Genomic DNA, 20,030 nt, shown 5'->3' with positions numbered 1-20,030 from the left:
GCTTGAGTTCAGCTTTCTACAGTCAGCACCGCAATGCCGCTGGCTTTGGCCTGGCAGACCAGCTCCGATGTGTCCTCACCACCCGGCAGGGCGATGACCACATCCGGGCGGCTGTCGGTCAGCATGAAGTGGTTGCGCTGGCGTTCGGCCTGCTTGCCATGGCGTTGCCAGTTGGGCGGGTAACGCACCACGTCGATCCCGATTTCCCGGGCCCATTCCTCGATGTCACTGCCGAGGAACTGGTTGCCGCCGTGGATCAATACCTGCACCGGGTGCAGGCGGTGGTAAGCGTCCAGCACGTGGCGGGACTTCTTGGTGTCGGCGTAATGACGACCTGCACAGATCAAGATGCGCATAGTCCGGTTCCTTGTGAGGCACGGCGGCGGCCCGGCGACCGCCGCCGTTTAAACGGCAGGGGTGATCAGTACCACTGCTTGAAGCGGCGGATGTAGATCGTTTTCATCAGTTGGGCCACGCAGCAGTAGCTGACCAAGGTGCCCACCAGCCATGGGAAGTACGCCAGCGGCAGCGGTTGCAAGCCCACCAGGGTACCCAGCGGCGAGAACGGCACGTAGATCCCCAGCACGATCACCACGCAGGTCATCATCAACACCGGCCAGGCGGCTGTGCTCTGGAAGAACGGGATCTTGCGGGTGCGCAACATATGCACCACGAGGGTTTGCGAAAGCAGGCCTTCGATAAACCAGCCGGACTGGAACAGAGTCTGCATCTCGACGCTGTTGGCGGCGAACACGTACCACATCAGCGCAAAGGTGGTGATGTCGAAGATCGACGAGGTCGGCCCGATCCACAGCATGAAACGACCGATGTTTTTCGCATCCCACTTGCGTGGCTGAGCCAGGTATTCCTTGTCCATCTTGTCCCACGGCAACGCCAACTGGGAGATGTCGTACATCAGGTTTTGCAGCAGCAAGTGGATTGCCAGCATCGGCATGAAGGGGATGAAGGCACTGGCCACCAGCACCGAGAACACATTGCCGAAGTTGGAGCTGGCGGTCATGTTCAGGTACTTCATGATATTGCCGAAGGTTTCGCGGCCCTTGAGCACGCCTTCTTCCAGCACCATCAGGCTCTTTTCCAGGAGGATGATGTCGGCCGATTCCTTGGCGATGTCGGTGCCGCTGTCCACCGAGATGCCGACGTCGGCATCGCGCAGGGCCGGGGCATCGTTGATGCCGTCACCGAGAAAACCCACGGTGTGGCCGTTTGCTTGCAGGGCCTTGAGCACACGGGACTTCTGCAGCGGCGTGAGCTTGGCGAACACCGTACGTTCTTCAACGTGACGTGCCAGGCTGGCGTCGTCCATCAATTCGATCTCCACCCCCAGCAGCGGCCGGCCGGGCTCAAGGCCGACCTGACGGCAGATCTTGCTGGTGACCACCGCGTTGTCGCCGGTCAGCACTTTGACCGCTACGCCGATCTGTTGCAGTGCAGCAATCGCAGGGCCGGCGGTTTCCTTGGGTGGATCGAGGAAGGTCAGGAACCCCTGGATCACCAGGTTGCGTTCATCGCCGGTGGTGTACTGCTGGCGTGCCAGCGCCTTGGGGATCGTGCGAGTCGCCACCACCAGCACCCGAAAGCCGTCTTCGTTGTAATCGTTGGCAATCGCCAGCAGTTCCTTGCGGCGGCGTTCATCCAATGGCACGGCGGCGCCGGCGTCCAGCACATGGGTGGCAATGCCGAGCATCTCTTCCACCGCGCCTTTGCACACCAGCAGATGGTCGTCGGCCGCGTCCTTGACCACGATGGACAGGCGACGGCGGACAAAGTCGAAGGGCAATTCATCGACCTTGCTGTAGGCAAACGGCACCTGGAATTTCGGGTTCTGTTCTGAAAACTGCACCACCGCCTGGTCCATCAGATTTTTCATGCCGCTCTGGTGATAGCTGTTGAGCCAGGCCAGGGACAGCACGGCATCATCGCGCTGGCCAAAGGCGTTGACGTGGTGTTCGAGGATGATTTTGTCCTGGGTCAGGGTGCCGGTCTTGTCGGTGCACAACACATCCATGGAGCCGAAGTTCTGGATCGCATTCAAGCGCTTGACCACCACTTTGCGCTTGGCCATGGCCGTGGCGCCCTTGGCCAGGTTGGCGCTGACGATCATCGGCAGCATTTCCGGGGTGAGGCCCACGGCCACCGCCAGGGCGAACAGGAAGGCGTCGCCCCAGTCACCTTTGGAGAAACCGTTGAGGAAGAACACGATCGGCACCATCACCAGCATGAACCGGATCAGCAGCCAGCTGACGCTGTTCACTCCACGGTCGAACGCGGTCTGCACCCGTGAGCCAACAATCGCCTTGGCCAGGGAGCCGAAATATGTACGCGCTCCGGTGGCCACCACCACGGCCCTGGCCCGGCCGCTGACCACGTTGGTGCCCATGAAACAAATGTTTGGCAGGTCCAGCAGGTTGCCTTGATCGGCGCTCACCGGGCCGGCGGATTTTTGCGTGACGTCGCCCAGGGTGTCGTACTTTTCCACCGGCAAGGCTTCGCCGGTGAGCACGGCCTGGCTGATAAACAGATCGCGGGATTCGATCAGGCGGATGTCGGCGGGGATCATGTCACCGGCCGAAAGCTGCACGATATCGCCGGCCACCAGGTCGCGCATCGGCACTTCGCGCAGGGTCGGTTGGCTGCCCACCTGCTCACGGCGCAGCACGGTAGCGGTGGTGCGGACCATGGCTTTCAAGGCCTCGGCGGATTTGGCCGAGCGGTGCTCCTGCCAGAAGCGCAGCAGGCTGCTGAGCAGGACCATGGTCATGATAATGATGACTTTGGTCGGGTCAGCGTCTTCACCTGCCTGCATCGGCAGCCAGCAATCGGTAAAGAAGCTGATGGCGCCCAGGGTCAGTAGTACGTAGATGAACGGGTTGTTCAGTGCGTGCAGGAACTGGATGAGTGCGTGGGGCGGCTTGTCGTGGGCAACTTCGTTATAGCCTTCCCGTTGCAGGCGCGCAGAGGCGTCCAGTTCGGTCAGTCCATCCTGGGTGGCACGAACGTTGGCGAGGGTGGCTTGCAGGCCGTTGTGGGCTTCGCGGGCGGCACGCATCGACAGTCTGGTGCCTTCGTCGGTGCCTTTTTTCTTGTTCAGTGGCGTATTTTTTACGGCGCTCATTGTTTGTACTCCTGTCGCCGGCTCTCGACAAAACATACCGGTACTTACCTGATTACAGGCGAGCAACAGCATGCCGGGCCGCACTTGGCGATCGGTTTAAATAAAGTATTCACATCATTTCTACAGCGCCCGCCAACAGCGTGTTAGTTAACTAACACGCAGCGGGCTACGACTGGATAAGTTCATAAAGAACTCCAGGGTATTAATAAGAAAGTTGCTGTTTCCAGCCAGCTCAGGCGGCGCGAGCGCTCACATACAGACCGAGCATCAAGCTGGCTTGCTCCAGGCTGGAAACCTTCGGTCTCTGCGGGTCTTGAGGGTCGGCGTGGTCCCACTGCTGCACCAATTGGCCGCTTTGCGGGCAGATACGCCAGTGCGCCAGCGGGCGCGCTGGATACACTTGAGGGGAGGGTGCAACAAAGGTCGGGCGGGCCGGGGCAAAGCCTGCGGGCGCCCGGCACAGCTTGGCGCGCAGGGCTGCGGCTAGCGTGCGTACATCAGGCAAAACAAGGAGTTGGAAGGTCATAACACACCTCGGGACCGGACGGGCATCCGGCGAGGCAGTTACGGTGGAGCATCAAGCTCTAGCGCAGCTTACCGGACCGGGGAGGCGAGTCCTGTCATATTCTGGGTTTGGCGCCCGACGCCCGCAAACGCGGTGCTCGGACAGCGACTAGATACTGTGTCCATTGGCTTCTTTTGTGAGGTTTAAAAAAGGCCCCAGTTGCGGGCAGGGGCAATCTACTCAGGCGCTTACAAAATGTCAACGCATGATTAATTAAATTACCCAGTGTTCAGAGTTTATTCAGGCGAGAGGCGCTGGAAGTTACGCGATATATAACTTCATATACCTCGTGCCGCGAGAATCGCCAGATAGATCAATACCAACCCGCAGGTGCCATAACTGATACGTTGCCACAGGGGCGAAGCATTCTTGCGCAACAGGTTCACCAGCGCTGCGATCAGAAAACAGGACAACACCGATGCCAGCATGAAGCCGGCAAAAAACATCAGGGTTTGCCCATGACTGGGCGTGGCGCCGACGATGCCGGACAACGCACTGCCCAGCGCGCCCCAGTAAACAATGTTTTTCGGATTAGCCAGGGAAATCGCCGCGCCCACCGCCAAGGCATTCTGTCCGGAACTGGCCGGTGCGTTGCCGGCTTCTGGTAACTGCCACGCATCGATCAGGCTGCGTACGCCGAGCCACGCCAGGTACAGCGCGCAGACAACGGTCAGCGGCACACGCACGGCGTCATGCTGGATAAGCAGGGCAATGCCGGTCAGGCCGATAACGGCCCAGACAGCATCACCGACCAGCGAGCCGATCTGCACCATCAGCGCAGGGGTAAAGCCGTGCAGCAGCCCTCGTCGCAAGGTCTCCGCCAACACGGCGCCAGGGGACAGGCAAAACACAAAACCGAATACCAGCGCGTAGAAAAAGATTGTCAGCATGCCCGCGATCCTTCAAATGAGGGGGGCAGTGTGAGGCGCGGGGCGAAGGCTGTCTTGAACCAGATTGCGCTGCTCAGCGTTTCACTGCGCTCTGGTAACGACCCGGAGTCATGCCGTACGCCGCGCGAAAATGCCGATTGAGGTGGCTCTGGTCGGCAAACCCCAGGTCCTGGGCGACGTCCGACGCGGCGGCGCCGTTACGCAATAACCCCTTCGCACGGCGGGTGCGCAGTTGCATGGCCCACTGGCGAGGGCTGAGTCCGGTCTCTTTTTGGAAGGCCCGTAGCAGGTGGAATTTGGACAGCCCCAACTCGTCGCCGAGGTGGTCCAAGGGCAGCGAGTGATGCAGGTGCTCGGCCAGCAACTCCTGTGCACGCAGGACCATGGCTTTACCTGTCGCCGTACTGCCGGGCAGGCGTACGCCGCTCATGGCAACCACCTCACCGAGCATCACGACCATGGCGTCTTCATTCAGGTCACGGACCAGCGAATCAGCGCACAACGCGCCTTTCACCACCGCTGCCAGGCGTTGCGCGAGCAGTGGTTGAACACATAACGAGCGATCAAACTCCAGATGCGCCAAGCCCAGGTCCGCTGCTAATTGATCCGCAGTGACATAAAGGCTGACGAACTGCCACGGTGCGCCATCCGCCGCACCACCGCCTTGAATCTGCCCAGGGTTGTACAGGGTAATGCTGCCCGGCCCGGCGTCGAACTCCCGGCGGTCCAGCCAGACTTTTTCCTCGCCGACCAGGTTTACGCCGATCACACATTCGTCATGGCTGTGGCGGGCGAAGGTCAGGCCGGTGCAGACGGTGCTGCTGACTTCGTAGTGGCCCAGCCAGGCGTGTTGCATCGTGCTCATTGCGCAAGCTCAGTCAGGAAGTGGGCATGAGCATACGCTGGCAGCACGGGCCAGATCGACTATTGATTGACCCGTGTGAGTCATTGCGTTCTCCCGCTACAACGCGGCGATACGGGATAACTCGACCTTTAGTCGGGCAGGATCGAGACAGGCAAACGGCAGGGCGAAAAACGCCTGGCAGCGACGTTCGATGATCGTGAGCGTGGCCTTGAACGCCGCGTCCACGCAAGCTTCATCGCCGTGCACATCCGACGGGTCCTCTAACCCCCAGTGCGCCTTGAGCGCCGGCCCGAAATACACCGGGCAGGCTTCGCCGGCGGCCTTGTCGCAGACGGTGATAACCAAATCCGGTGGGCTGCCTTCAAAGGCGTCGTTGCCCTTGCTGTACAACCCTTCGGTACTGATGCCCGCTGCCTGCAGGGTGCTCAGGCTGCGCGGCAGCACCTCGCCCTTGGGAAAACTGCCTGAGCTGATGGCCTCGAAACCTGGCGGTGCGAGGTGGTTGAACACTGCTTCGGACAAGATGCTGCGGCAGCTGTTGGCGGTGCACATGAACAGGACTTTCATTGCAGTCTCTCCGTCAGACACTCAGGCGCAACGCGAGGGCGGCGAGGGTGATCAGCAGCACCGGCAAGGTCAGCACAATCCCGACCTTGAAGTAGTAGCCCCAGGTGATGGTGATGCCTTTGCGTGCAAGGATATGCAGCCATAGCAGGGTGGCCAGGCTGCCGATGGGGGTGATTTTCGGGCCCAGGTCGCTGCCGATCACGTTGGCGTAGATCATCGCGTCCTTGACCACGCCCACGGCATGGCTGGACTCGATGGACAGCGCGCCGATCAAGACCGTCGGGAGGTTGTTCATCGCCGAGGACAGCAAGGCCGTCAGTACCCCGGTGCCCATGGCCGCGCCCCAGACACCGTAAGTGGCAAAGGTATCAAGCCAGGTCGCCAGGTAGGTGGTGAGGCCAGCGTTACGCAAGCCGTAGACCACCAGATACATGCCCAGGGAAAAGACCACGATCTGCCACGGAGCTTCCTTCAGCACTTTGCGCGTGGAGATCTTGTGGCCCTTGGCGGCGATCACCAGCAGGAGCACAGCGCATACCGCAGAAATCGCGCTGATCGGAATGCCCAGCGGTTCCAGTGCAAAGCAGCCGATCAACAGGATCCCCAGCACCCACCAGCCGGCACGGAAGGTGGCTCGGTCATGGATGGCGCTGGCGGGGTCTGCAAGGTCGGCGGGGTCGTAGGTGTGCGGGATGTCGCGGCGGAAGAACCACAGCAATATGGCGAGGGTGGCCGCGACGCTGACGAGGTTGACCGGCACCATCACTGCCGCGTATTCGTTGAAGCCGATCTTGAAGTAGTCCGCCGATACGATATTCACCAGGTTCGACACCACCAGCGGCAGGCTTGCCGTATCGGCGATAAACCCTGCGCCCATGACAAACGCCAGGGTGGCCGCCGGTGAAAAACGCAGGGCCAGCAGCATCGACATGACAATGGGGGTAAGGATCAGCGCCGCGCCGTCGTTGGCAAACAGCGCCGATACCAGCGCACCGAGCAGCACCATATAGGCAAACAACCGCCGACCACGCCCACGGCCCCAGCGCGCCACATGCAGGGCGGTCCAGGCAAAGAACCCGGCTTCATCCAGCAACAGGCTGATGATGATCAGCGCGACAAACGTACCGGTGGCGTTCCAGATGATGTGCCACACCACCGGGATATCGCCCAGGCTGACCGCGCCGCAGGCCAGGGCCAGAATCGCGCCGAGGGTTGCGCTCCAGCCAACGCCGAGGCCCTTGGGCTGCCAGATGACCAGGATGATGGTGACGATGAAAATGGCAACGGCGACAAGCATGAATTAACGCTCCGGCAGCTCAGCAGCGATGCTGGCCCGTAGTGGTCTGCAACCATGGGGAGTTGTATGGCGGTTAGGGAATATACGTATTTCCCCATATTTCAGCCAAACTTTGTTTCAAATTGACCTGGCTCAAACACCGGCAACTCAGCCACAAGTGATTGAAATTAAAATGAAACACGAATGTCCTAAAGTGCCCGCCCATTGCTGAAGAAGGAAGACCCCGCGTGCCCCGTGCCACTCGTAACCTGCGCAAGACCTTGGATTCCGTCGCGGAAAATAACGAAACCGCGGCGTTCGACCTGATGCGCGCCGTCGAGAAACTCGGCGATGAAGTGCTACGCCAGCGCCTGCTCAATACCATTCACCGGCTTAATCAGGATGCTTACGAGCTGCGTGAGGCGCGCGATTCGGTCGAATGGGTGTCGGTCAAACTGGCGTGATGGGGCAGTGCAGTCGTCCATATTCGGTTAACTATTCATAGGAACCAGTGCCGGTGAAATCGCCAATCGGATGAGGACATTCCTGAACCCGATAGGTGTTGACATGCTACCTCCCATCGCGTTTTCCCATCTGCCATCCACACCGACCGCGCAACAGGCTGGTTTATCGCCTGCTGTGATGCAGCCTTCAATGCCGACGCTATAGCCCCCCAACGGGCAGTCCCGCGTACAGCGGATGCGCGCAATATCGTTCAAGACAATCTTGATACCGGCAGGCATGCTTGGCGACCCCCAGCCGACGAGCCTGTTTCAGATGCCCAATGCCTTGCCTCTCCACGCGTTTTCCCGCGGCGCAATTGCAGTGATTCCCTTGTCGTTGGCCTGTGCACCCTGGGGGTTGTTGGCCGGTTCCATGGCCATCGATGCACAATTCACCCCGCTGCAGGCCCAAGGCCTCTCCGCCATTGTGTTTGCCGGTGCCGCACAACTGGTGGCCATTGGCATGGTCAAGAGCGGTGCCAGCCTGATTTCCATCGTACTGACCACGTTGCTGCTGACGTCCCAGCATTTGCTGTACGGCATGCATATGCGTCCAACGTTGTCGGCACTTGATAGCCGTTGGCGCATGAGCCTGGGGTTCCTGCTCACCGACGAGTTCTTCGCCCTGGTCAGCCACTATGACCGCCAGACCTTCAATCGCTGGTATGCCTTGGGCGTCGGCCTGACGTTTTATATCATCTGGAACCTGTTCACCCTGGCTGGCATTGTGCTGGGCAAAAGCATTCCCGGTCTCGATCAACTGGGCCTGGAGTTTTCCATTGCCGCGACTTTCATTGCCTTGATCACCCCCGTAGTGCGGGATGTGCCGACAGTGGTCTGCGTAGCGGTGTCATTGCTCTGTTCAGTGTGGCTGAGCTTCCTGCACTGGGAGTCAGCTGTGGTGGTGTCCGGCGTGTTGGGCATGAGCGCAGGCTTTATCTGCAAGCGACTGGGAGTAGGGCAGCCATGATTTACCTGATGATTGTGGCCATGGGCCTGGTGGTGTTTCTCAACCGCTACCTGTTTATCGAACCTCGCCTGCCGGTACGCCTCAACCGTGGCGCGCGGGAGTTTCTCGGGTTTGCGGTGCCGGGGATGCTGACAGCGATTTGCGGGCCGATTATTTTTCTTGCCGACCACCAGCTCAACCTCAGCCCGGCCAACCCGTATTTGCTGGCGGGTATCAGTGCGGTCGCGTTGATGTTCTGGACACGCAATGTGCTGCTCACGGTCGTGCTGAGCATGGCGCTGTTTTATCTGTTCCGTTGGTGGCTCTGACGCGCAGACGAAAAAAGCCCGCGGGAGGGCGGGCAGAAGGGAGTCTTCAAAAATGAGCCAGGCCACTATAGGTGGCGTTCGCCTGCGTCACCGTGAAACAAAATTCATCCAGGCGCCAGTCAGTTGCGCGGCAATGCTACAGTCGCGTTTTTTTTCAAGGAGGCGATGGCATGCACAAGGTGGTTATAGGCGCATTGGTCGTGGCAGCACTGGCCGGCTGCGCAGGTTCGAAGATGAACGAAGCGCGCTCGGGAGCGCCCTACAAGACCCTGGCATCGGACAAGGCCACGGTGGTGGTTGCCGAGTGCATTCAATTTGGCTGGCAGGATGAAAGCGTCTACGGCGTCGATGCCAGTGGCTTCAAGGAGCCGAATGGCGCCGGTGGTTTCACCGTCTATACCAGGGGCGGGGATTACTTCGCCGATGTGCAAAGTGCCGGTGCAGGATCGTCCATCAAGTACTACGCCGGCGAAGACACGATGCCCGCCAAACGTCGATTGGCAGCGCTGGCGACTTGTCTGTAATCCGTTGCCTTAGTGTTTTTAGGAAACGCCCGGCGGGACAGCCGCCGGACATTGGCTTATTATTCCCACCGCTTGCCCGGCGTGATGGCTCTTTACCGGTACACGGACGTCGAGGCCATACCGTCGGGCGAGCATCTTTAGCCCTTATCGCGGCATAAATCCCAAGTGCCAGCGACGCGGAATCTTCAGCGATACCAGCCCCAACACCCCAGCCAACCCACTGCTGACCAGCAACGCCTTCAGGCCCATGTGCTGCTCCAGCAACGCGCCAATGACTGCACCCACAAACATGCCGCTCCACGGGATCAACTGCACCCGCCAGCCGTTACGCCTTTCCCCCAGCATCCAGCGACCCAGGCCACGACCAAAGCGTGACAGCGCCCCGGTGACATAGGTAAGGCCCACGGGCAAACCGTTGACCTCTTCGACGGCCGCATTGAGCATGCCCATTGCGATGATCGCCGCCAGCAGCGCGGGCAAGGTATCGTCTGATGGCCACAGCGCACCCGCGCACAAAAAAGCCGCGATACATAACAGCAAAGGCAGCGTATGCCGCCGGCCAAAGCGACTGACCACCACGCCCAATGCGTTGCCAACCACGAAGGTGGCGACCAGCAATAACAAGCGCCCCGTCAGCCCCAGATCGCCTGCGCTGATCGCTACGGCCAGGCGCGTGGTGTTGCCGCTCATGAACGAAACAAAATCGCCGCTGGCCATAAAGCCGATGGCATCGGTCATACCGGCCAACACCGAAAGACTGGCCACCAGCATCAAGCCGACTCGGCCGCGCCAACGCTGTCGATGGGCGAGTGCAGCATTGGCGTAAGGCTTGCGGGACGAAGGCAGCATAGGGCCGGGTTCCTCGGTGAGATTATCCGGCCACTACGGTAGGACGCTTTGCGCCCACACGCAATGACCTCAGGCAGCGTCCAGTCGCCAGCCATCCGGCGTCAAGCGCAACCGGTGGGTCGGCCGGATCGCCTGCACAAACGCCGCATCATGGGACACCACCACCATCGCTCCGCCAAACCCTTGCAGCGCCTGCTCGAAAGCCGTCACTGATTCCAGGTCCAGGTGATTGCTGGGTTCGTCGAGCAGCAACAGTTGCGCCGGCACATGGCGCCACAGGGCGATTGCCATGGCGGCTTTCAGGCGTTCGCCGCCGCTGAGTTGCGCGACCGGTTGGATCACGCGCAGCGCGTCCAGTTGCAGCAAGGCCAAGCGCGTGCGCAGCTCGGCTTCGGTCAGCGGCGTACCCAACAGGTTGAGCTGCTCGATGATCGAGCGATGATTGTCCAGCAAGCCCAGATGCTGATCGATATAGGCACTGGGCACATGCACGCTGCATTCCCCTGCGACCGCTTGCCATTGGCCAGCCAAGACTTTGAGCAGCGTGGACTTACCGCAACCGTTCGGCCCATGCACGGCGACACGTACCGGGCCCGTGAGGTGGAGGTTGACGCAACTCGCGGGCAGCCATGGCAGTTGAGCATCGACTAAGGTCGCGACGGTGCGCCCGCTGGGCACGACCGACGCAGGTAACGTCAACAAAATCGTCGACTCATCCTGCACCTGCTCGTAGGCCTCGCGCACCTGGCTGTCCAGATGCTCCTTGCTGTGCTGGTGAGCGCTACGCACGGTGCTGACGATGTGGGTAGCGGCGCTTTTCCAGCGCGCCTTGGTGAAACGGTCGACGTTGGCGGCTTGCGCCTGTTTGCGAGAGTGGGCGGCATTGCGTTGCAGGCTGTCGTGGCCCTTTTGCAGGCGCTTGCGTTCGCGACTGCGCTCCAGGCGTGCGTGCTCCAATGCGGCGGCAGAGGCCTGCTGTTGGGCATCACGCTGCACGCGATAGGCGTCGTAATTGCCGCCATACACACGCACGCCAAGGGGCGACAGCTCAATGATGCGCCCCATGCGGTTGAGCAACTGTCGATCATGACTTACCACCACCAGGCTGCCAGGCCAATCAGCCAGAACCCGCAGCAGCCAGGTGCGGCCCGCGCTGTCGAGGTGGTTGCTAGGCTCATCAAGCACCAGCAACTGCGGCGCAGACAGCAGCGCACCGATGATCGCAACCCGGGCCAGTTGTCCGCCGCTGAGTTGCTCGGCAGGCGTGTCGACACTCAGCTGCGACAATCCCGCTGTATCCAAAGCGCTGCGCAAACGGTCCGCGAGGTCCCAGCGTTCATCGATCGTCGCCAGGTCATCCACACTGGCGGTGCCCCTGGCCATACGATCCAGTGCCGCCAAGGTGTCAGCGGTTCCTGTGAGGCTGGCGACCGTATCGCCCGGCTCGACCACCACGGCCTGAGGCACAAACGCCACGCTCGCCCGGCGATCCAGCGTGCCGCAGGAGGGTGACAACTCGCCGGCGATCAACCTCGCGAGGATACTTTTGCCACAGCCATTGCGCCCCACGATGCCGGTGGGCGTAGGGTCGATGGACAGGGTGAGGTCTTCCAGCAGGGTTTCGCCATTGGCGAACTGGAAGTACAGGTGTTGCAGGGAAACCAAAGCGGGCAGCCGGTTGACGTGAGTCATCAGCACCTCCAAAGCAATGTCGAACAGGCCAACAAGCACGCCAGGCGGCTCGTTGCAGGTACATTCTGGAAGGCTTAGTGGTTCACGTCGGCGGTCATCCCGTGGGGCAGAAAGGAGGTAAAGCCTAACTCGCCTCGGCGAGCTGTTCAAGGAACATGGCCAGCGCGACTTCCTCTGCCTTGAGCCCTTTGCGCACCCGCGGCTTGGGCAATCTGGACAGCTCGCCCAGGCTGAAATGCTCCAATACCGCCGGGTGTATGTAGCATTTTCGGCACACCGCTGGTGTATTCCCCAACTGCCGGGCAACGTCCTTGACCATCGCCACCACATGCCGTTTGGCGTCGGATTCCGGCTGCCATTCCAACTCGCGCAACACCGCCAGCGCCAGGGCGGTACCGGCCCAGGTGCGATAGTCCTTGGCGGTGAAATCGGCGCCGGTGAGGCTGTGCAAGTAGGCGTTTACATCATGGGAACTGACGGTGTGTCGTTCGCCGTCTGCGTCCAGGTACTGGAACAGGTCCTGCCCCGGCAATTCCATGCAGCGCTTGACCACGTTGGCCAGGCGCCGGTCCTTGACGCTGACCTGATGCTCCACGCCACTTTTGCCGCGAAACTGGAACTGTATCTCGCTGCCATTGATGTCCACATGGCGGTTGCGCAGGGTGGTCAAACCGTAGGATTTGTTGTCGCGGGCGTATTGGGTATTGCCGACGCGGATCAAGGTAGCGTCCAGCAGCATCACCACGGTGGCCAGGACTTTTTCGCGGGTAAAGCCAGGCTCGGCCAGTTGGGCCTCCAACTGCTTGCGCAACTTGGGCAGTGCGCGACCGAACGCTTGCAGGCGTGAGTATTTGTCGGTGTCACGGACTTCGCGCCAGCGCGGGTGGTAGCGATACTGCTTGCGTCCACGAGCGTCGCGCCCGGTGGCTTGCAGATGGCCACGCGGGTCGGCGCAGATCCACACATCGGTGTAGGCGGGCGGGACGGCGAGGGCGTTGATACGCTTGATTTCCTCGTCGTCGTCAAGGCGCTCACCCTTGGCATTGAAGTACTGGAACTTGCCGCGCACCCGCTTGCGGCGAATGCCGGGTTGGGTGTCGTCAACATAATGCAGGTCGCGGGGCAGGTCGGCGGGGATCGCGGAGTCGGGCATGGCGGGTTCCTTGGCAACAAATCAGGCCGGTATGTCTGATTGACCGCAGCGCTGTGCGGTCGTGCCAAATGCTTACGCCAGCACCGCGACTGCCTTGATCTGTGCCCACAGCGTCTGGCCCGGATGCAGTTGCAACTGGTCGCGGGAGAAGCGCGTGATGCGCGCCAGCAATGGCGTGCCCTCGGCTTCCAGGCGCACCAATACATGGGCGCTGTTGTCTGCGGGCGTTTCCTGGATCACCGTTACTGGCAAGCGGTTGAGGATGCTGCTCGGTTCCGACCCTTGCAGGCTGAGGCTCACGTCCCGTGCCTGCACCTTGACCCGCAGCGCATGGCCCACGGCCATCGGTGCATGGGCCACGCGCATGGACAAGGCGCTGCCCGGCAGATGCAGGGTCAGCAACTGGTAATGCGCGTCGTAGGCAGTGACCGTGCCGTTGATCACCACACCGGCATCGTCGCCCCGTGCCAGCGGCAAGTCGAGCCGCGCCAGGGTTTCGCCAATCGGTCCGCTGGCCAGGGCCTTGCCGTCACTGAGCAGGACGATATGGTCGGCTAGGCGTGCGACCTCATCCTGGGCGTGGCTGACGTACAGCACCGGAATATCCAGCTCATCGTGCAGGCGTTCCAGGTACGGCAGGATTTCGTTTTTGCGCTGGCTGTCGAGGGCGGCCAGCGGTTCATCCATCAACAGCAGTTTCGGGCTGGTGAGCAAGGCACGGGCGATGCCGATGCGCTGGCGTTCACCGCCGGACAAGTGCAGCGGGTTGCGCTCCAACAGGTGACCAATCCCCAATAGCGCCGTGGCCTGGGCCATATCCACCCGGCGCTGTAGGCGGGGAATGCGCTTGAGGCCGAACTCCAGGTTGGCTCGCACCGACAAATGCGCGAACAGGCTGGCCTCCTGGAAGACGTAACCCAGCGCGCGTTTATGGGGCGGTACGAACAACCCGCTGCGGCTGTCTTGCCACACGTAATCGTTGATCTGGATGAAACCATTTTCGGCGCGTTCAAGCCCGGCGATGCAGCGCAGGCAGGTAGTCTTGCCGGAGCCGGAATGCCCGTACAGCGCGGTCACGCCACGGCCTGGCAGATGCAGGTCCACGTCCAGCGCAAACCCGGAATAACGGAGTTGCAGGCGTACATCAATCATCGACATCAGCTCCAGCCCATCCTGGTTTTACGGCTGGAGTACAGCGCCAGCAACACGAGGAACGCAAATACCACCATGGCGCCGGCCAGCCAATGGGCCTGGGCGTATTCCATGGCTTCGACATGGTCGTAGATCTGCACCGAGACCACGCGGGTCTTGTCCGGGATATTGCCGCCGATCATCAGCACCACGCCGAACTCACCGACGGTGTGGGCAAATCCGAGGATCGAGGCCGTGATAAAGCCTGGTCGCGCCAGGGGCAGGATCACCGTAAAAAAAGTGTCCCAGGGATTGGCGCGCAGGGTCGCGGCCACTTCCAGTGGGCGAGTGCCGATGGCGGAAAACGCGTTTTGCAACGGCTGCACCACAAACGGCATGGAATAGATCACCGAACCAATCACCAGCCCGGCAAAGCTGAAGGTGAGGGTGCCCAGGCCCAGCCATTGGGTGAACTGGCCGAAGTAGCCATTTGGCCCCATGGTCAACAGCAGGTAGAAACCGATCACCGTCGGCGGCAACACCAACGGCAGGGCCACAATGGCGCCAATCGGGCCGCGCCACCACGATTGGGTGCGCGACAGCCACAACGCAATCGGCGTGCCGATGACCAGCAGGATCACGGTGGTCAGCGACGCGAGCTTGATGGTCAACCAGATAGCGGAAAAATCGGCACTCGATAGGGGCATTTACTTGGCCAGCTCGTAACCGTAGGACTTGATAACGGCAGCGGCTTTTGGTCCTTTGAGGTACTCGACCAGCGCTTTGGCAGCAGCGCTGTCTTTGCCTTTGTTCAGGATTACCGCGTCCTGTTTGATCGGATCGTGCATGGACGCCGGAACGATCCACGCCGAACCGCTGGTGACTTTGCCGTCTTTATAGATCTGCGACAAGGCGACAAAACCCAACTCGGCGTTGCCGGTGGATACAAACTGGAAGGCCTGGGTGATGTTCTGGCCTTCGACGAGCTTGTCCTTGACCTTCTCGCTCAGGCCTTCTTTCGCCAGTACCTGGGTGGCGGCCAGGCCGTAGGGCGCGGCTTTCGGGTTGGCGATGGACAGGTGCTTGAAATCGTTGCTCTTCAAGACGTCGCCTTTGGCGTCTACATAGCCTTCTTTGGCCGACCACAGCGCGAGGGTGCCCACGGCGTAGGTGAAGCGCGAGCCTTTGACGGTATCACCTTCGCTTTCGAGTTTTTGCGGAGTGGTGTCGTCGGCGCTCAGGAACACTTCGAACGGCGCGCCGTTCTTGATCTGGGTGTAGAACTGGCCCGTGGCGCCGTAGGCCGCGACCAGTTTGTGACCGGTGTCTTTTTCAAAATCGGCGGCAATCGCCTGGATCGGTGCGGTGAAGTTGGCAGCGACGGCCACCTGCACTTCATCGGCGTGGGCCGAACCGAAAGCGAACGCAGCGACCAACACGGCCAGGCGTGAGGCGTGAATCATCATGGAGCAGCTCCTTGGAGATGTACGGCGTGTTATAGGTAGAAGGGCTAACCGCTATGTATGGGAATATATAGCGGTTAGCCATCGCCGGTACAGCGCAAAGTTGCCACCGATGTCTGGACTATTTGAGTTTGGCCAGCGCGTGTTCCGCCAGCTCGCGGGTCAGGTCATAGGTGGTTGCGTCTTTGCCAAGGCGCAATGCCTGGCCCGACCAGAGATTGCTGAACCCGGCTTCGTCCCTGGCCTTGAGCGGCATCAATGCACCGCCAGCACGCGGAAACGCGGGAGCTGTCGGGTTGATTGCACCCAGTTCACGCATCACACGGTTGACGATGCCCCGCGCCGGGCGGCCGGTGAACAGGTTGGTCAGCGCGGTTTCGCTGGCCTGGGCATGGCGCAGTGCATGGTGATGGGACGCGCTGACCGTCGCTTCAGGGGTGAATAGATACGCGGTGCCAATCTGTACCGCGCTAGCGCCCAGGGCAAATGCCGCGACAATGCCCCGTGCATCGCCAATGCCTCCGGCGGCAATCACTGGCACGTTAACGGCGTCGACAACCTGGGGTAGCAGGGCGAACAGGCCGATCTGGGTGTTGAGGTCGTCGCTGAGGAACAAGCCCCGATGACCGCCAGCTTCACTGCCCATGGCGATGATCGCGTCGCAGCCGTGCTGTTCCAGCCAGACGGCCTCTTCCACGGTGGTGGCCGACGACAGCACCTTGGCGCCAGTGGCTTTTACCCGATCCAGCAAGGTTTTTTCCGGCAGGCCGAAGTGAAAGCTGACGACTTCGGGCCGGAATTCTTCCACCACCTGGCAGGCGGCGTCATTGAACGGAGCGCGGTCACTGACCGGGGTGGGCGCATCAAAGTCTGCGCCCAGCTCGTGGTAGTAAGGCTCCAGCAAAGCCTTCCAGCGGCGATCCCGTGCTACGTCCACTGCAGGCGGTTGGTGGCAGAAGAAGTTGACGTTGATGGGGCGCTTGCTGGCCTGGCGGATGGTCGCAAGGGCCTCGCGCAGTTGTTCGATGTTCAGTGTCGCAGCAGGCATCGAACCGAGTGCTCCAGCTTCGCAGGCCGCGATGACCATAGCGGCGGAAGTGGCGCCGGCCATAGGCGCTTGGATGATGGGCAGGTCGATGCCCAATAGGTCGAGAATGCGCGTGTCTGGCCAGGTGCTCATGGGATGCGTCTCCAGCGGTCGTCGGACTTTTCGCTTTTTTAGCAGGGCGTCCGCCATCCGGCCAGTCTGTTTTATTCACTGGACGACGCTGGGGTTTCGTGCGCGTTTAGTGGTCGCGTTCGCGGTCAAGCAATTGCCGCTTGCGCTCAACGCCCCAGCGATAGCCCGACAAATCACCATTGCTGCGCACCACACGGTGACAGGGAATCGCCACCGCCAGGCTGTTGGCGCCGCAGGCCTGGGCGACGGCCCGGAACGACTTGGGCGCGCCAATGCGCTCGGCAATCTGCCCATAGCTGGCGGTGTCGCCCACCGGAATGTCGCGCAAAGCCTGCCAGACCCTTTGCTGGAACGCAGTGCCGCGCAAGTCCAGCGGCAAATCCAGCCCCAGAGCGGGTGCCTCGATGAACCCCACGACATGGGCGACCAATTGCTCGAAGTCGTGATCGGCGCCCACCAGGTCAGCCTTGGGAAACTGATCCTGCAGGTCACGCACCAGTTGCTCCGGCTCATCCCCCAGCAGGATCGCGCACACGCCGCGCGTGCTCTGGGCCACCAGGATCGCCCCCAAAGAGCATTCGCCGACGGCAAACAGGATTGCGCTGTTGGTGCCACCGGCCTTGTAGTCAGTGGGTTTCATCCCCAGCAACTGGTTGGCCGACTCATAGAAACGGCTGTTGGAGTTGAAGCCGGCGTCGTACAGGGCATCCGTCACCGTCTGCGTACCCTTGAGCCCGGCGCGCATTTTTTGCGAGCGATGGGCGCTTGCGTACCCTTTGGGCGTCAGGCCGGTGACGGCTTTGAAGATCCGGTGGAAATGGAAAGGGCTCAGCCCGGCGAGTGTGGCGAGGGTGTTGAGGCTGGGCGGGGTAGCCGCCTGCTCAATATGTCGGCAGGCGTCAGCCACCCGTTGGGCGTCCTGCGCGGCGCGTTGTGTCTGGTCGCCGGCGGCACGTTTGCTGGGACGATAACCGGCGGCTTCGGCCTGCGCCGGCGTGTCGAAGAACTCGATATTTTCCGGGCGCGGCAAGCGCGAAGCGCTGCTGGGACGGCAATACACGCCGGTGGTTTTCACACCGTAAACGAACAGTGTGTCAGCTTTGGAATCGCGGGCGAGAATCGCCGCCCAGCGCGGATCTTGTTCAGTAGTCATGTTCGGCACTCTTGACGGATCCTGGTCAGATTAGCCGCGCCTCACCGGCCAGGCACTCCGAAGCTTGCGCTCGAATTAGCCGGCGGTACGAAATGTCAGGTTGATGCGTTGTGGCCCCATGATCGGGTGCACACCCTCCTTGATCGGCAACACCCCGTGGAAACGCAGGCGATCAACGCCGCCCCAGACAGCCACGTCGCCATGGAACAGCGAGACCTTTTGGGTTTTGTCACTGCGCTGGTGACCGCCGAACAGGAAAACCGCCGGCAACCCGAGCGAAACCGAGACCACGGGCGCGCTGTACTGCCGTTCATTCTTGTCTTGATGCAGAGACATTTTGGCGCCCGGTACATAGCGGTTGATCAGGCAGGCATCGGGGGCGAAGTCGATAAAGCCGGCATCGGCAGCGGCCAGCACGGCAAGTTGGCGCAACGCATCGGGCAGGGCTGGCCAGGGTTGCTGACTGCGCGGGTCCAGCGGGCTGTAGCGGTACCCACGGGTGTCGGTGGTCCAGCCCAGTGCGCCGCAACTGCTCAACGCCGCCGACATCGTGAAGCCGCCTGGGGTGACCATTTGCCGAAACGGGGATTGAGCCAGCACGCGCCGCAGTTCTGGCAGAAGCCGCTCAATCCAGGGCAGGGCGAAGCCCCTTAACACGTAGGACTGTTCACCAATTTGCTCACGCCGAGCAGGTCGTTGCAGGGCGTCATCGGCGAACAGGTCGACAGTGGGGCCGGGCATGAGCTTACAGCGCCTTGCTCACGTTGATGTCGGTGATCACATCATCGGCATCATGGATTTTGTCCAAGGCTTTGCGGGCCTCTTCCGCACTGTTGGTCGTCAACTGGGCGAACTCGAAGCGGCGTTCACCGTTTAGCTTGTATTTGATTACGTATTTGGTGGTGTTCACGGCGATTTCCTGTGGCGTGTTCGGATCAGCTCAGCTTGGTGCTGGTACGACGTACGATGCGAATCTTGTGGGACAACGCGGGTTTGCGCGTAACGCTGATGGCGCGGCGGGTCACTACATCCAGGGTGATATTCCAGAACCCGGTGCTGGGGGCAGTGATCTTGGCCGGAAACGTGTCAAACGCGCCACCATGGTAAGTGTGGCGGCCGCCATTTTTAAAGCTGCGAAAATTCGCATCGCTCATCAGGCGGATATTGCAAGTCTGCGAGCATTCGATGACGACGATATCTCCCTCATTGAGGTGCTCGCGCTGGTGAATGAATTTCATGAGGTGTCTCCAGAAGGGCTTTTTCTGAAAAATCAGAACGATACGTAGGTTAAGATGGAGTTTATCAGCCCCAGCGCGTTTATTATCGGCCCGTCTTCAACGGCGTCGACAATTTAAAACAGTTATTTACCGAGTTATCAGGGATAAATCCTACGTGGGCGGGAGAAAATTACCATCCCGACTGTCGTAGGATCTTTAAGTGGAGATTTTGTATGAAGTGGAGTGTGTTGGTTCTGGCCTTGGCGATAGGTGGGTGTGCTTCGGTTGCAGATATCAAGCAGACCCCACCGACGCTGGCGGTCATTTCTGGTAAAAAGCCCCAGGAATACGCGGCGTGTGTGGTGCATAAACTGTCGGCTACCCGCCGCCCGCCGCAGATCGAACCGCATAAGGACGGTGGTGTACAAGTGATTGTGCCGCAGAAGTTCTCGGCCGATCCTTCGGCGATTTTCGAAATTGATGAGCGCTCCAGCGGAAGCAGCATCAAGCTCTACGAGAGCATGTCCAACGTGCCGATCCGTCCGGGGGATGTCAAAAAGGCCGGGGAAGATTGCATTTCCGGCTGAT

At 60.8% G+C, this 20,030-nt stretch carries 23 protein-coding genes; 5 read left to right on the top strand and 18 right to left on the bottom strand.

The window, feature by feature from the left end; translation table 11 throughout:
* Nucleotides 1-8: 8 nt before the first annotated feature.
* The 7 genes from AB3G88_RS13465 to AB3G88_RS13435 all read right to left on the bottom strand — a co-directional run bounded on the left by AB3G88_RS13465 (nt 9) and on the right by AB3G88_RS13435 (nt 7,320).
* Entirely contained in the window at nt 9-356 is a 348-nt protein-coding gene (locus tag AB3G88_RS13465; protein WP_400524475.1) for a DUF2493 domain-containing protein, read from the bottom strand.
* 65 nt (nt 357-421) lie between these two features.
* Nucleotides 422-3,136, bottom strand: a complete 2,715-nt coding sequence (gene mgtA / locus AB3G88_RS13460; RefSeq protein WP_480454338.1) for a magnesium-translocating P-type ATPase — start codon at nt 3,134-3,136, stop codon at nt 422-424.
* A gap of 232 nt (nt 3,137-3,368) precedes the next feature.
* On the bottom strand, nt 3,369-3,662 hold the full coding sequence (locus AB3G88_RS13455; RefSeq protein ID WP_112195357.1) for a hypothetical protein: 294 nt from the start codon (nt 3,660-3,662) through the stop codon (nt 3,369-3,371).
* A 317-nt stretch (nt 3,663-3,979) separates the two neighbouring features.
* Nucleotides 3,980-4,591 carry a LysE family transporter gene (locus AB3G88_RS13450; RefSeq protein ID WP_112195355.1) on the bottom strand — a complete coding sequence of 204 codons (612 nt, stop codon included), beginning with the start codon at nt 4,589-4,591 and terminating at the stop codon, nt 3,980-3,982.
* A gap of 73 nt (nt 4,592-4,664) precedes the next feature.
* Nucleotides 4,665-5,456 carry an AraC family transcriptional regulator gene (locus AB3G88_RS13445; RefSeq protein ID WP_480454335.1) on the bottom strand — a complete coding sequence of 264 codons (792 nt, stop codon included), beginning with the start codon at nt 5,454-5,456 and terminating at the stop codon, nt 4,665-4,667.
* Nucleotides 5,457-5,552: 96 nt separating this feature from the next.
* Complete coding sequence (locus tag AB3G88_RS13440) at nt 5,553-6,023, bottom strand: arsenate reductase ArsC (protein WP_191948146.1); 471 nt, start codon at nt 6,021-6,023, stop codon at nt 5,553-5,555.
* Between the two features lie 13 nt (nt 6,024-6,036).
* Nucleotides 6,037-7,320 (bottom strand): arsenic transporter, encoded by a 1,284-nt coding sequence (locus tag AB3G88_RS13435; RefSeq protein ID WP_480454333.1) that lies wholly within the window; start codon nt 7,318-7,320, stop codon nt 6,037-6,039.
* 227 nt (nt 7,321-7,547) lie between these two features.
* Between AB3G88_RS13435 and AB3G88_RS13430 the strand changes: the two genes are divergently transcribed.
* From AB3G88_RS13430 to AB3G88_RS13415, 4 genes are all read left to right on the top strand, one after another.
* Nucleotides 7,548-7,763: a hypothetical protein gene (locus tag AB3G88_RS13430; protein ID WP_112195350.1), complete on the top strand. Its 216-nt coding sequence runs from the start codon at nt 7,548-7,550 to the stop codon at nt 7,761-7,763.
* Between the two features lie 313 nt (nt 7,764-8,076).
* The gene (locus AB3G88_RS13425; protein ID WP_099583050.1) at nt 8,077-8,772 is read left to right on the top strand and encodes an AzlC family ABC transporter permease; all 696 of its coding nucleotides are present in this window, start codon (nt 8,077-8,079) and stop codon (nt 8,770-8,772) included.
* A complete protein-coding gene (locus tag AB3G88_RS13420) occupies nt 8,769-9,080 on the top strand; it encodes an AzlD domain-containing protein (protein ID WP_099583048.1) in 312 nt (103 codons plus the stop codon). Before AB3G88_RS13425 ends, AB3G88_RS13420 begins: the two co-directional genes overlap by 4 nt.
* A 170-nt stretch (nt 9,081-9,250) precedes the next feature.
* Nucleotides 9,251-9,604, top strand: a complete 354-nt coding sequence (locus AB3G88_RS13415; protein WP_099583047.1) for a hypothetical protein — start codon at nt 9,251-9,253, stop codon at nt 9,602-9,604.
* A 144-nt stretch (nt 9,605-9,748) separates the two neighbouring features.
* On the opposite strand, the gene AB3G88_RS13410 is transcribed toward AB3G88_RS13415, so the two are convergent.
* From AB3G88_RS13410 to AB3G88_RS13360, 11 genes are all read right to left on the bottom strand, one after another.
* Complete coding sequence (locus tag AB3G88_RS13410; protein ID WP_191948148.1) at nt 9,749-10,453, bottom strand: YoaK family protein; 705 nt, start codon at nt 10,451-10,453, stop codon at nt 9,749-9,751.
* A 69-nt stretch (nt 10,454-10,522) separates the two neighbouring features.
* Complete coding sequence (locus tag AB3G88_RS13405) at nt 10,523-12,145, bottom strand: ABC-F family ATP-binding cassette domain-containing protein (protein ID WP_480454330.1); 1,623 nt, start codon at nt 12,143-12,145, stop codon at nt 10,523-10,525.
* A 124-nt stretch (nt 12,146-12,269) separates the two neighbouring features.
* Nucleotides 12,270-13,298: a DNA topoisomerase IB gene (locus AB3G88_RS13400; protein WP_480454329.1), complete on the bottom strand. Its 1,029-nt coding sequence runs from the start codon at nt 13,296-13,298 to the stop codon at nt 12,270-12,272.
* Nucleotides 13,299-13,370: 72 nt separating this feature from the next.
* On the bottom strand, nt 13,371-14,450 hold the full coding sequence (gene modC, locus AB3G88_RS13395; protein WP_480454438.1) for a molybdenum ABC transporter ATP-binding protein: 1,080 nt from the start codon (nt 14,448-14,450) through the stop codon (nt 13,371-13,373).
* Nucleotides 14,451-14,455: 5 nt separating this feature from the next.
* A complete protein-coding gene (gene modB / locus AB3G88_RS13390) occupies nt 14,456-15,136 on the bottom strand; it encodes a molybdate ABC transporter permease subunit (RefSeq protein WP_099583044.1) in 681 nt (226 codons plus the stop codon).
* Entirely contained in the window at nt 15,137-15,895 is a 759-nt protein-coding gene (gene modA, locus AB3G88_RS13385) for a molybdate ABC transporter substrate-binding protein (RefSeq protein ID WP_480454327.1), read from the bottom strand.
* 118 nt (nt 15,896-16,013) lie between these two features.
* Nucleotides 16,014-17,072 (bottom strand): NAD(P)H-dependent flavin oxidoreductase, encoded by a 1,059-nt coding sequence (locus AB3G88_RS13380; protein ID WP_480454326.1) that lies wholly within the window; start codon nt 17,070-17,072, stop codon nt 16,014-16,016.
* A 106-nt stretch (nt 17,073-17,178) separates the two neighbouring features.
* On the bottom strand, nt 17,179-18,225 hold the full coding sequence (gene ada / locus AB3G88_RS13375; RefSeq protein ID WP_099583041.1) for a bifunctional DNA-binding transcriptional regulator/O6-methylguanine-DNA methyltransferase Ada: 1,047 nt from the start codon (nt 18,223-18,225) through the stop codon (nt 17,179-17,181).
* Nucleotides 18,226-18,300: 75 nt separating this feature from the next.
* Nucleotides 18,301-18,966, bottom strand: coding sequence for a DNA oxidative demethylase AlkB (gene alkB / locus AB3G88_RS13370; protein WP_480454325.1), 666 nt, complete (start codon nt 18,964-18,966; stop codon nt 18,301-18,303).
* Nucleotides 18,967-18,970: 4 nt separating this feature from the next.
* The gene (locus AB3G88_RS13365) at nt 18,971-19,135 is read right to left on the bottom strand and encodes a hypothetical protein (RefSeq protein ID WP_480454323.1); all 165 of its coding nucleotides are present in this window, start codon (nt 19,133-19,135) and stop codon (nt 18,971-18,973) included.
* A gap of 25 nt (nt 19,136-19,160) precedes the next feature.
* On the bottom strand, nt 19,161-19,463 hold the full coding sequence (locus AB3G88_RS13360) for a DUF1883 domain-containing protein (protein WP_027606593.1): 303 nt from the start codon (nt 19,461-19,463) through the stop codon (nt 19,161-19,163).
* Nucleotides 19,464-19,675: 212 nt separating this feature from the next.
* Here AB3G88_RS13360 and AB3G88_RS13355 point away from each other — a divergent pair, with 212 nt between their 5' ends.
* On the top strand, nt 19,676-20,029 hold the full coding sequence (locus AB3G88_RS13355) for a hypothetical protein (RefSeq protein WP_099583038.1): 354 nt from the start codon (nt 19,676-19,678) through the stop codon (nt 20,027-20,029).
* Nucleotide 20,030 lies beyond the last annotated feature (1 nt).

The organism is Pseudomonas arvensis (genome assembly GCF_056688935.1).
The sequence above is the reverse complement of the archived record's forward strand: the minus strand, read 5'-3'. Positions and strand labels throughout refer to the sequence as shown.

What these genes read in the sequence shown, in the direction of transcription:
- AB3G88_RS13420 (WP_099583048.1), top strand. Translation starts at nt 8,769, where the DNA reads ATGATTTACCTGATGATTGTGGCCATGGGCCTGGTGGTGTTTCTCAAC.
- AB3G88_RS13410 (WP_191948148.1), bottom strand. Translation starts at nt 10,453, where the DNA reads ATGCTGCCTTCGTCCCGCAAGCCTTACGCCAATGCTGCACTCGCCCAT.
- AB3G88_RS13465 (WP_400524475.1), bottom strand. Translation starts at nt 356, where the DNA reads ATGCGCATCTTGATCTGTGCAGGTCGTCATTACGCCGACACCAAGAAG.
- AB3G88_RS13380 (WP_480454326.1), bottom strand. Translation starts at nt 17,072, where the DNA reads ATGAGCACCTGGCCAGACACGCGCATTCTCGACCTATTGGGCATCGAC.
- AB3G88_RS13450 (WP_112195355.1), bottom strand. Translation starts at nt 4,591, where the DNA reads ATGCTGACAATCTTTTTCTACGCGCTGGTATTCGGTTTTGTGTTTTGC.
- modB (WP_099583044.1), bottom strand. Translation starts at nt 15,136, where the DNA reads ATGCCCCTATCGAGTGCCGATTTTTCCGCTATCTGGTTGACCATCAAG.
- AB3G88_RS13405 (WP_480454330.1), bottom strand. Translation starts at nt 12,145, where the DNA reads ATGACTCACGTCAACCGGCTGCCCGCTTTGGTTTCCCTGCAACACCTG.
- AB3G88_RS13455 (WP_112195357.1), bottom strand. Translation starts at nt 3,662, where the DNA reads ATGACCTTCCAACTCCTTGTTTTGCCTGATGTACGCACGCTAGCCGCA.
- AB3G88_RS13425 (WP_099583050.1), top strand. Translation starts at nt 8,077, where the DNA reads ATGCCCAATGCCTTGCCTCTCCACGCGTTTTCCCGCGGCGCAATTGCA.
- modA (WP_480454327.1), bottom strand. Translation starts at nt 15,895, where the DNA reads ATGATGATTCACGCCTCACGCCTGGCCGTGTTGGTCGCTGCGTTCGCT.
- AB3G88_RS13355 (WP_099583038.1), top strand. Translation starts at nt 19,676, where the DNA reads ATGAAGTGGAGTGTGTTGGTTCTGGCCTTGGCGATAGGTGGGTGTGCT.
- AB3G88_RS13415 (WP_099583047.1), top strand. Translation starts at nt 9,251, where the DNA reads ATGCACAAGGTGGTTATAGGCGCATTGGTCGTGGCAGCACTGGCCGGC.
- AB3G88_RS13440 (WP_191948146.1), bottom strand. Translation starts at nt 6,023, where the DNA reads ATGAAAGTCCTGTTCATGTGCACCGCCAACAGCTGCCGCAGCATCTTG.
- AB3G88_RS13445 (WP_480454335.1), bottom strand. Translation starts at nt 5,456, where the DNA reads ATGAGCACGATGCAACACGCCTGGCTGGGCCACTACGAAGTCAGCAGC.
- alkB (WP_480454325.1), bottom strand. Translation starts at nt 18,966, where the DNA reads ATGCCCGGCCCCACTGTCGACCTGTTCGCCGATGACGCCCTGCAACGA.
- AB3G88_RS13435 (WP_480454333.1), bottom strand. Translation starts at nt 7,320, where the DNA reads ATGCTTGTCGCCGTTGCCATTTTCATCGTCACCATCATCCTGGTCATC.
- modC (WP_480454438.1), bottom strand. Translation starts at nt 14,450, where the DNA reads ATGATTGATGTACGCCTGCAACTCCGTTATTCCGGGTTTGCGCTGGAC.
- AB3G88_RS13400 (WP_480454329.1), bottom strand. Translation starts at nt 13,298, where the DNA reads ATGCCCGACTCCGCGATCCCCGCCGACCTGCCCCGCGACCTGCATTAT.
- mgtA (WP_480454338.1), bottom strand. Translation starts at nt 3,136, where the DNA reads ATGAGCGCCGTAAAAAATACGCCACTGAACAAGAAAAAAGGCACCGAC.
- ada (WP_099583041.1), bottom strand. Translation starts at nt 18,225, where the DNA reads ATGACTACTGAACAAGATCCGCGCTGGGCGGCGATTCTCGCCCGCGAT.
- AB3G88_RS13360 (WP_027606593.1), bottom strand. Translation starts at nt 19,463, where the DNA reads ATGAAATTCATTCACCAGCGCGAGCACCTCAATGAGGGAGATATCGTC.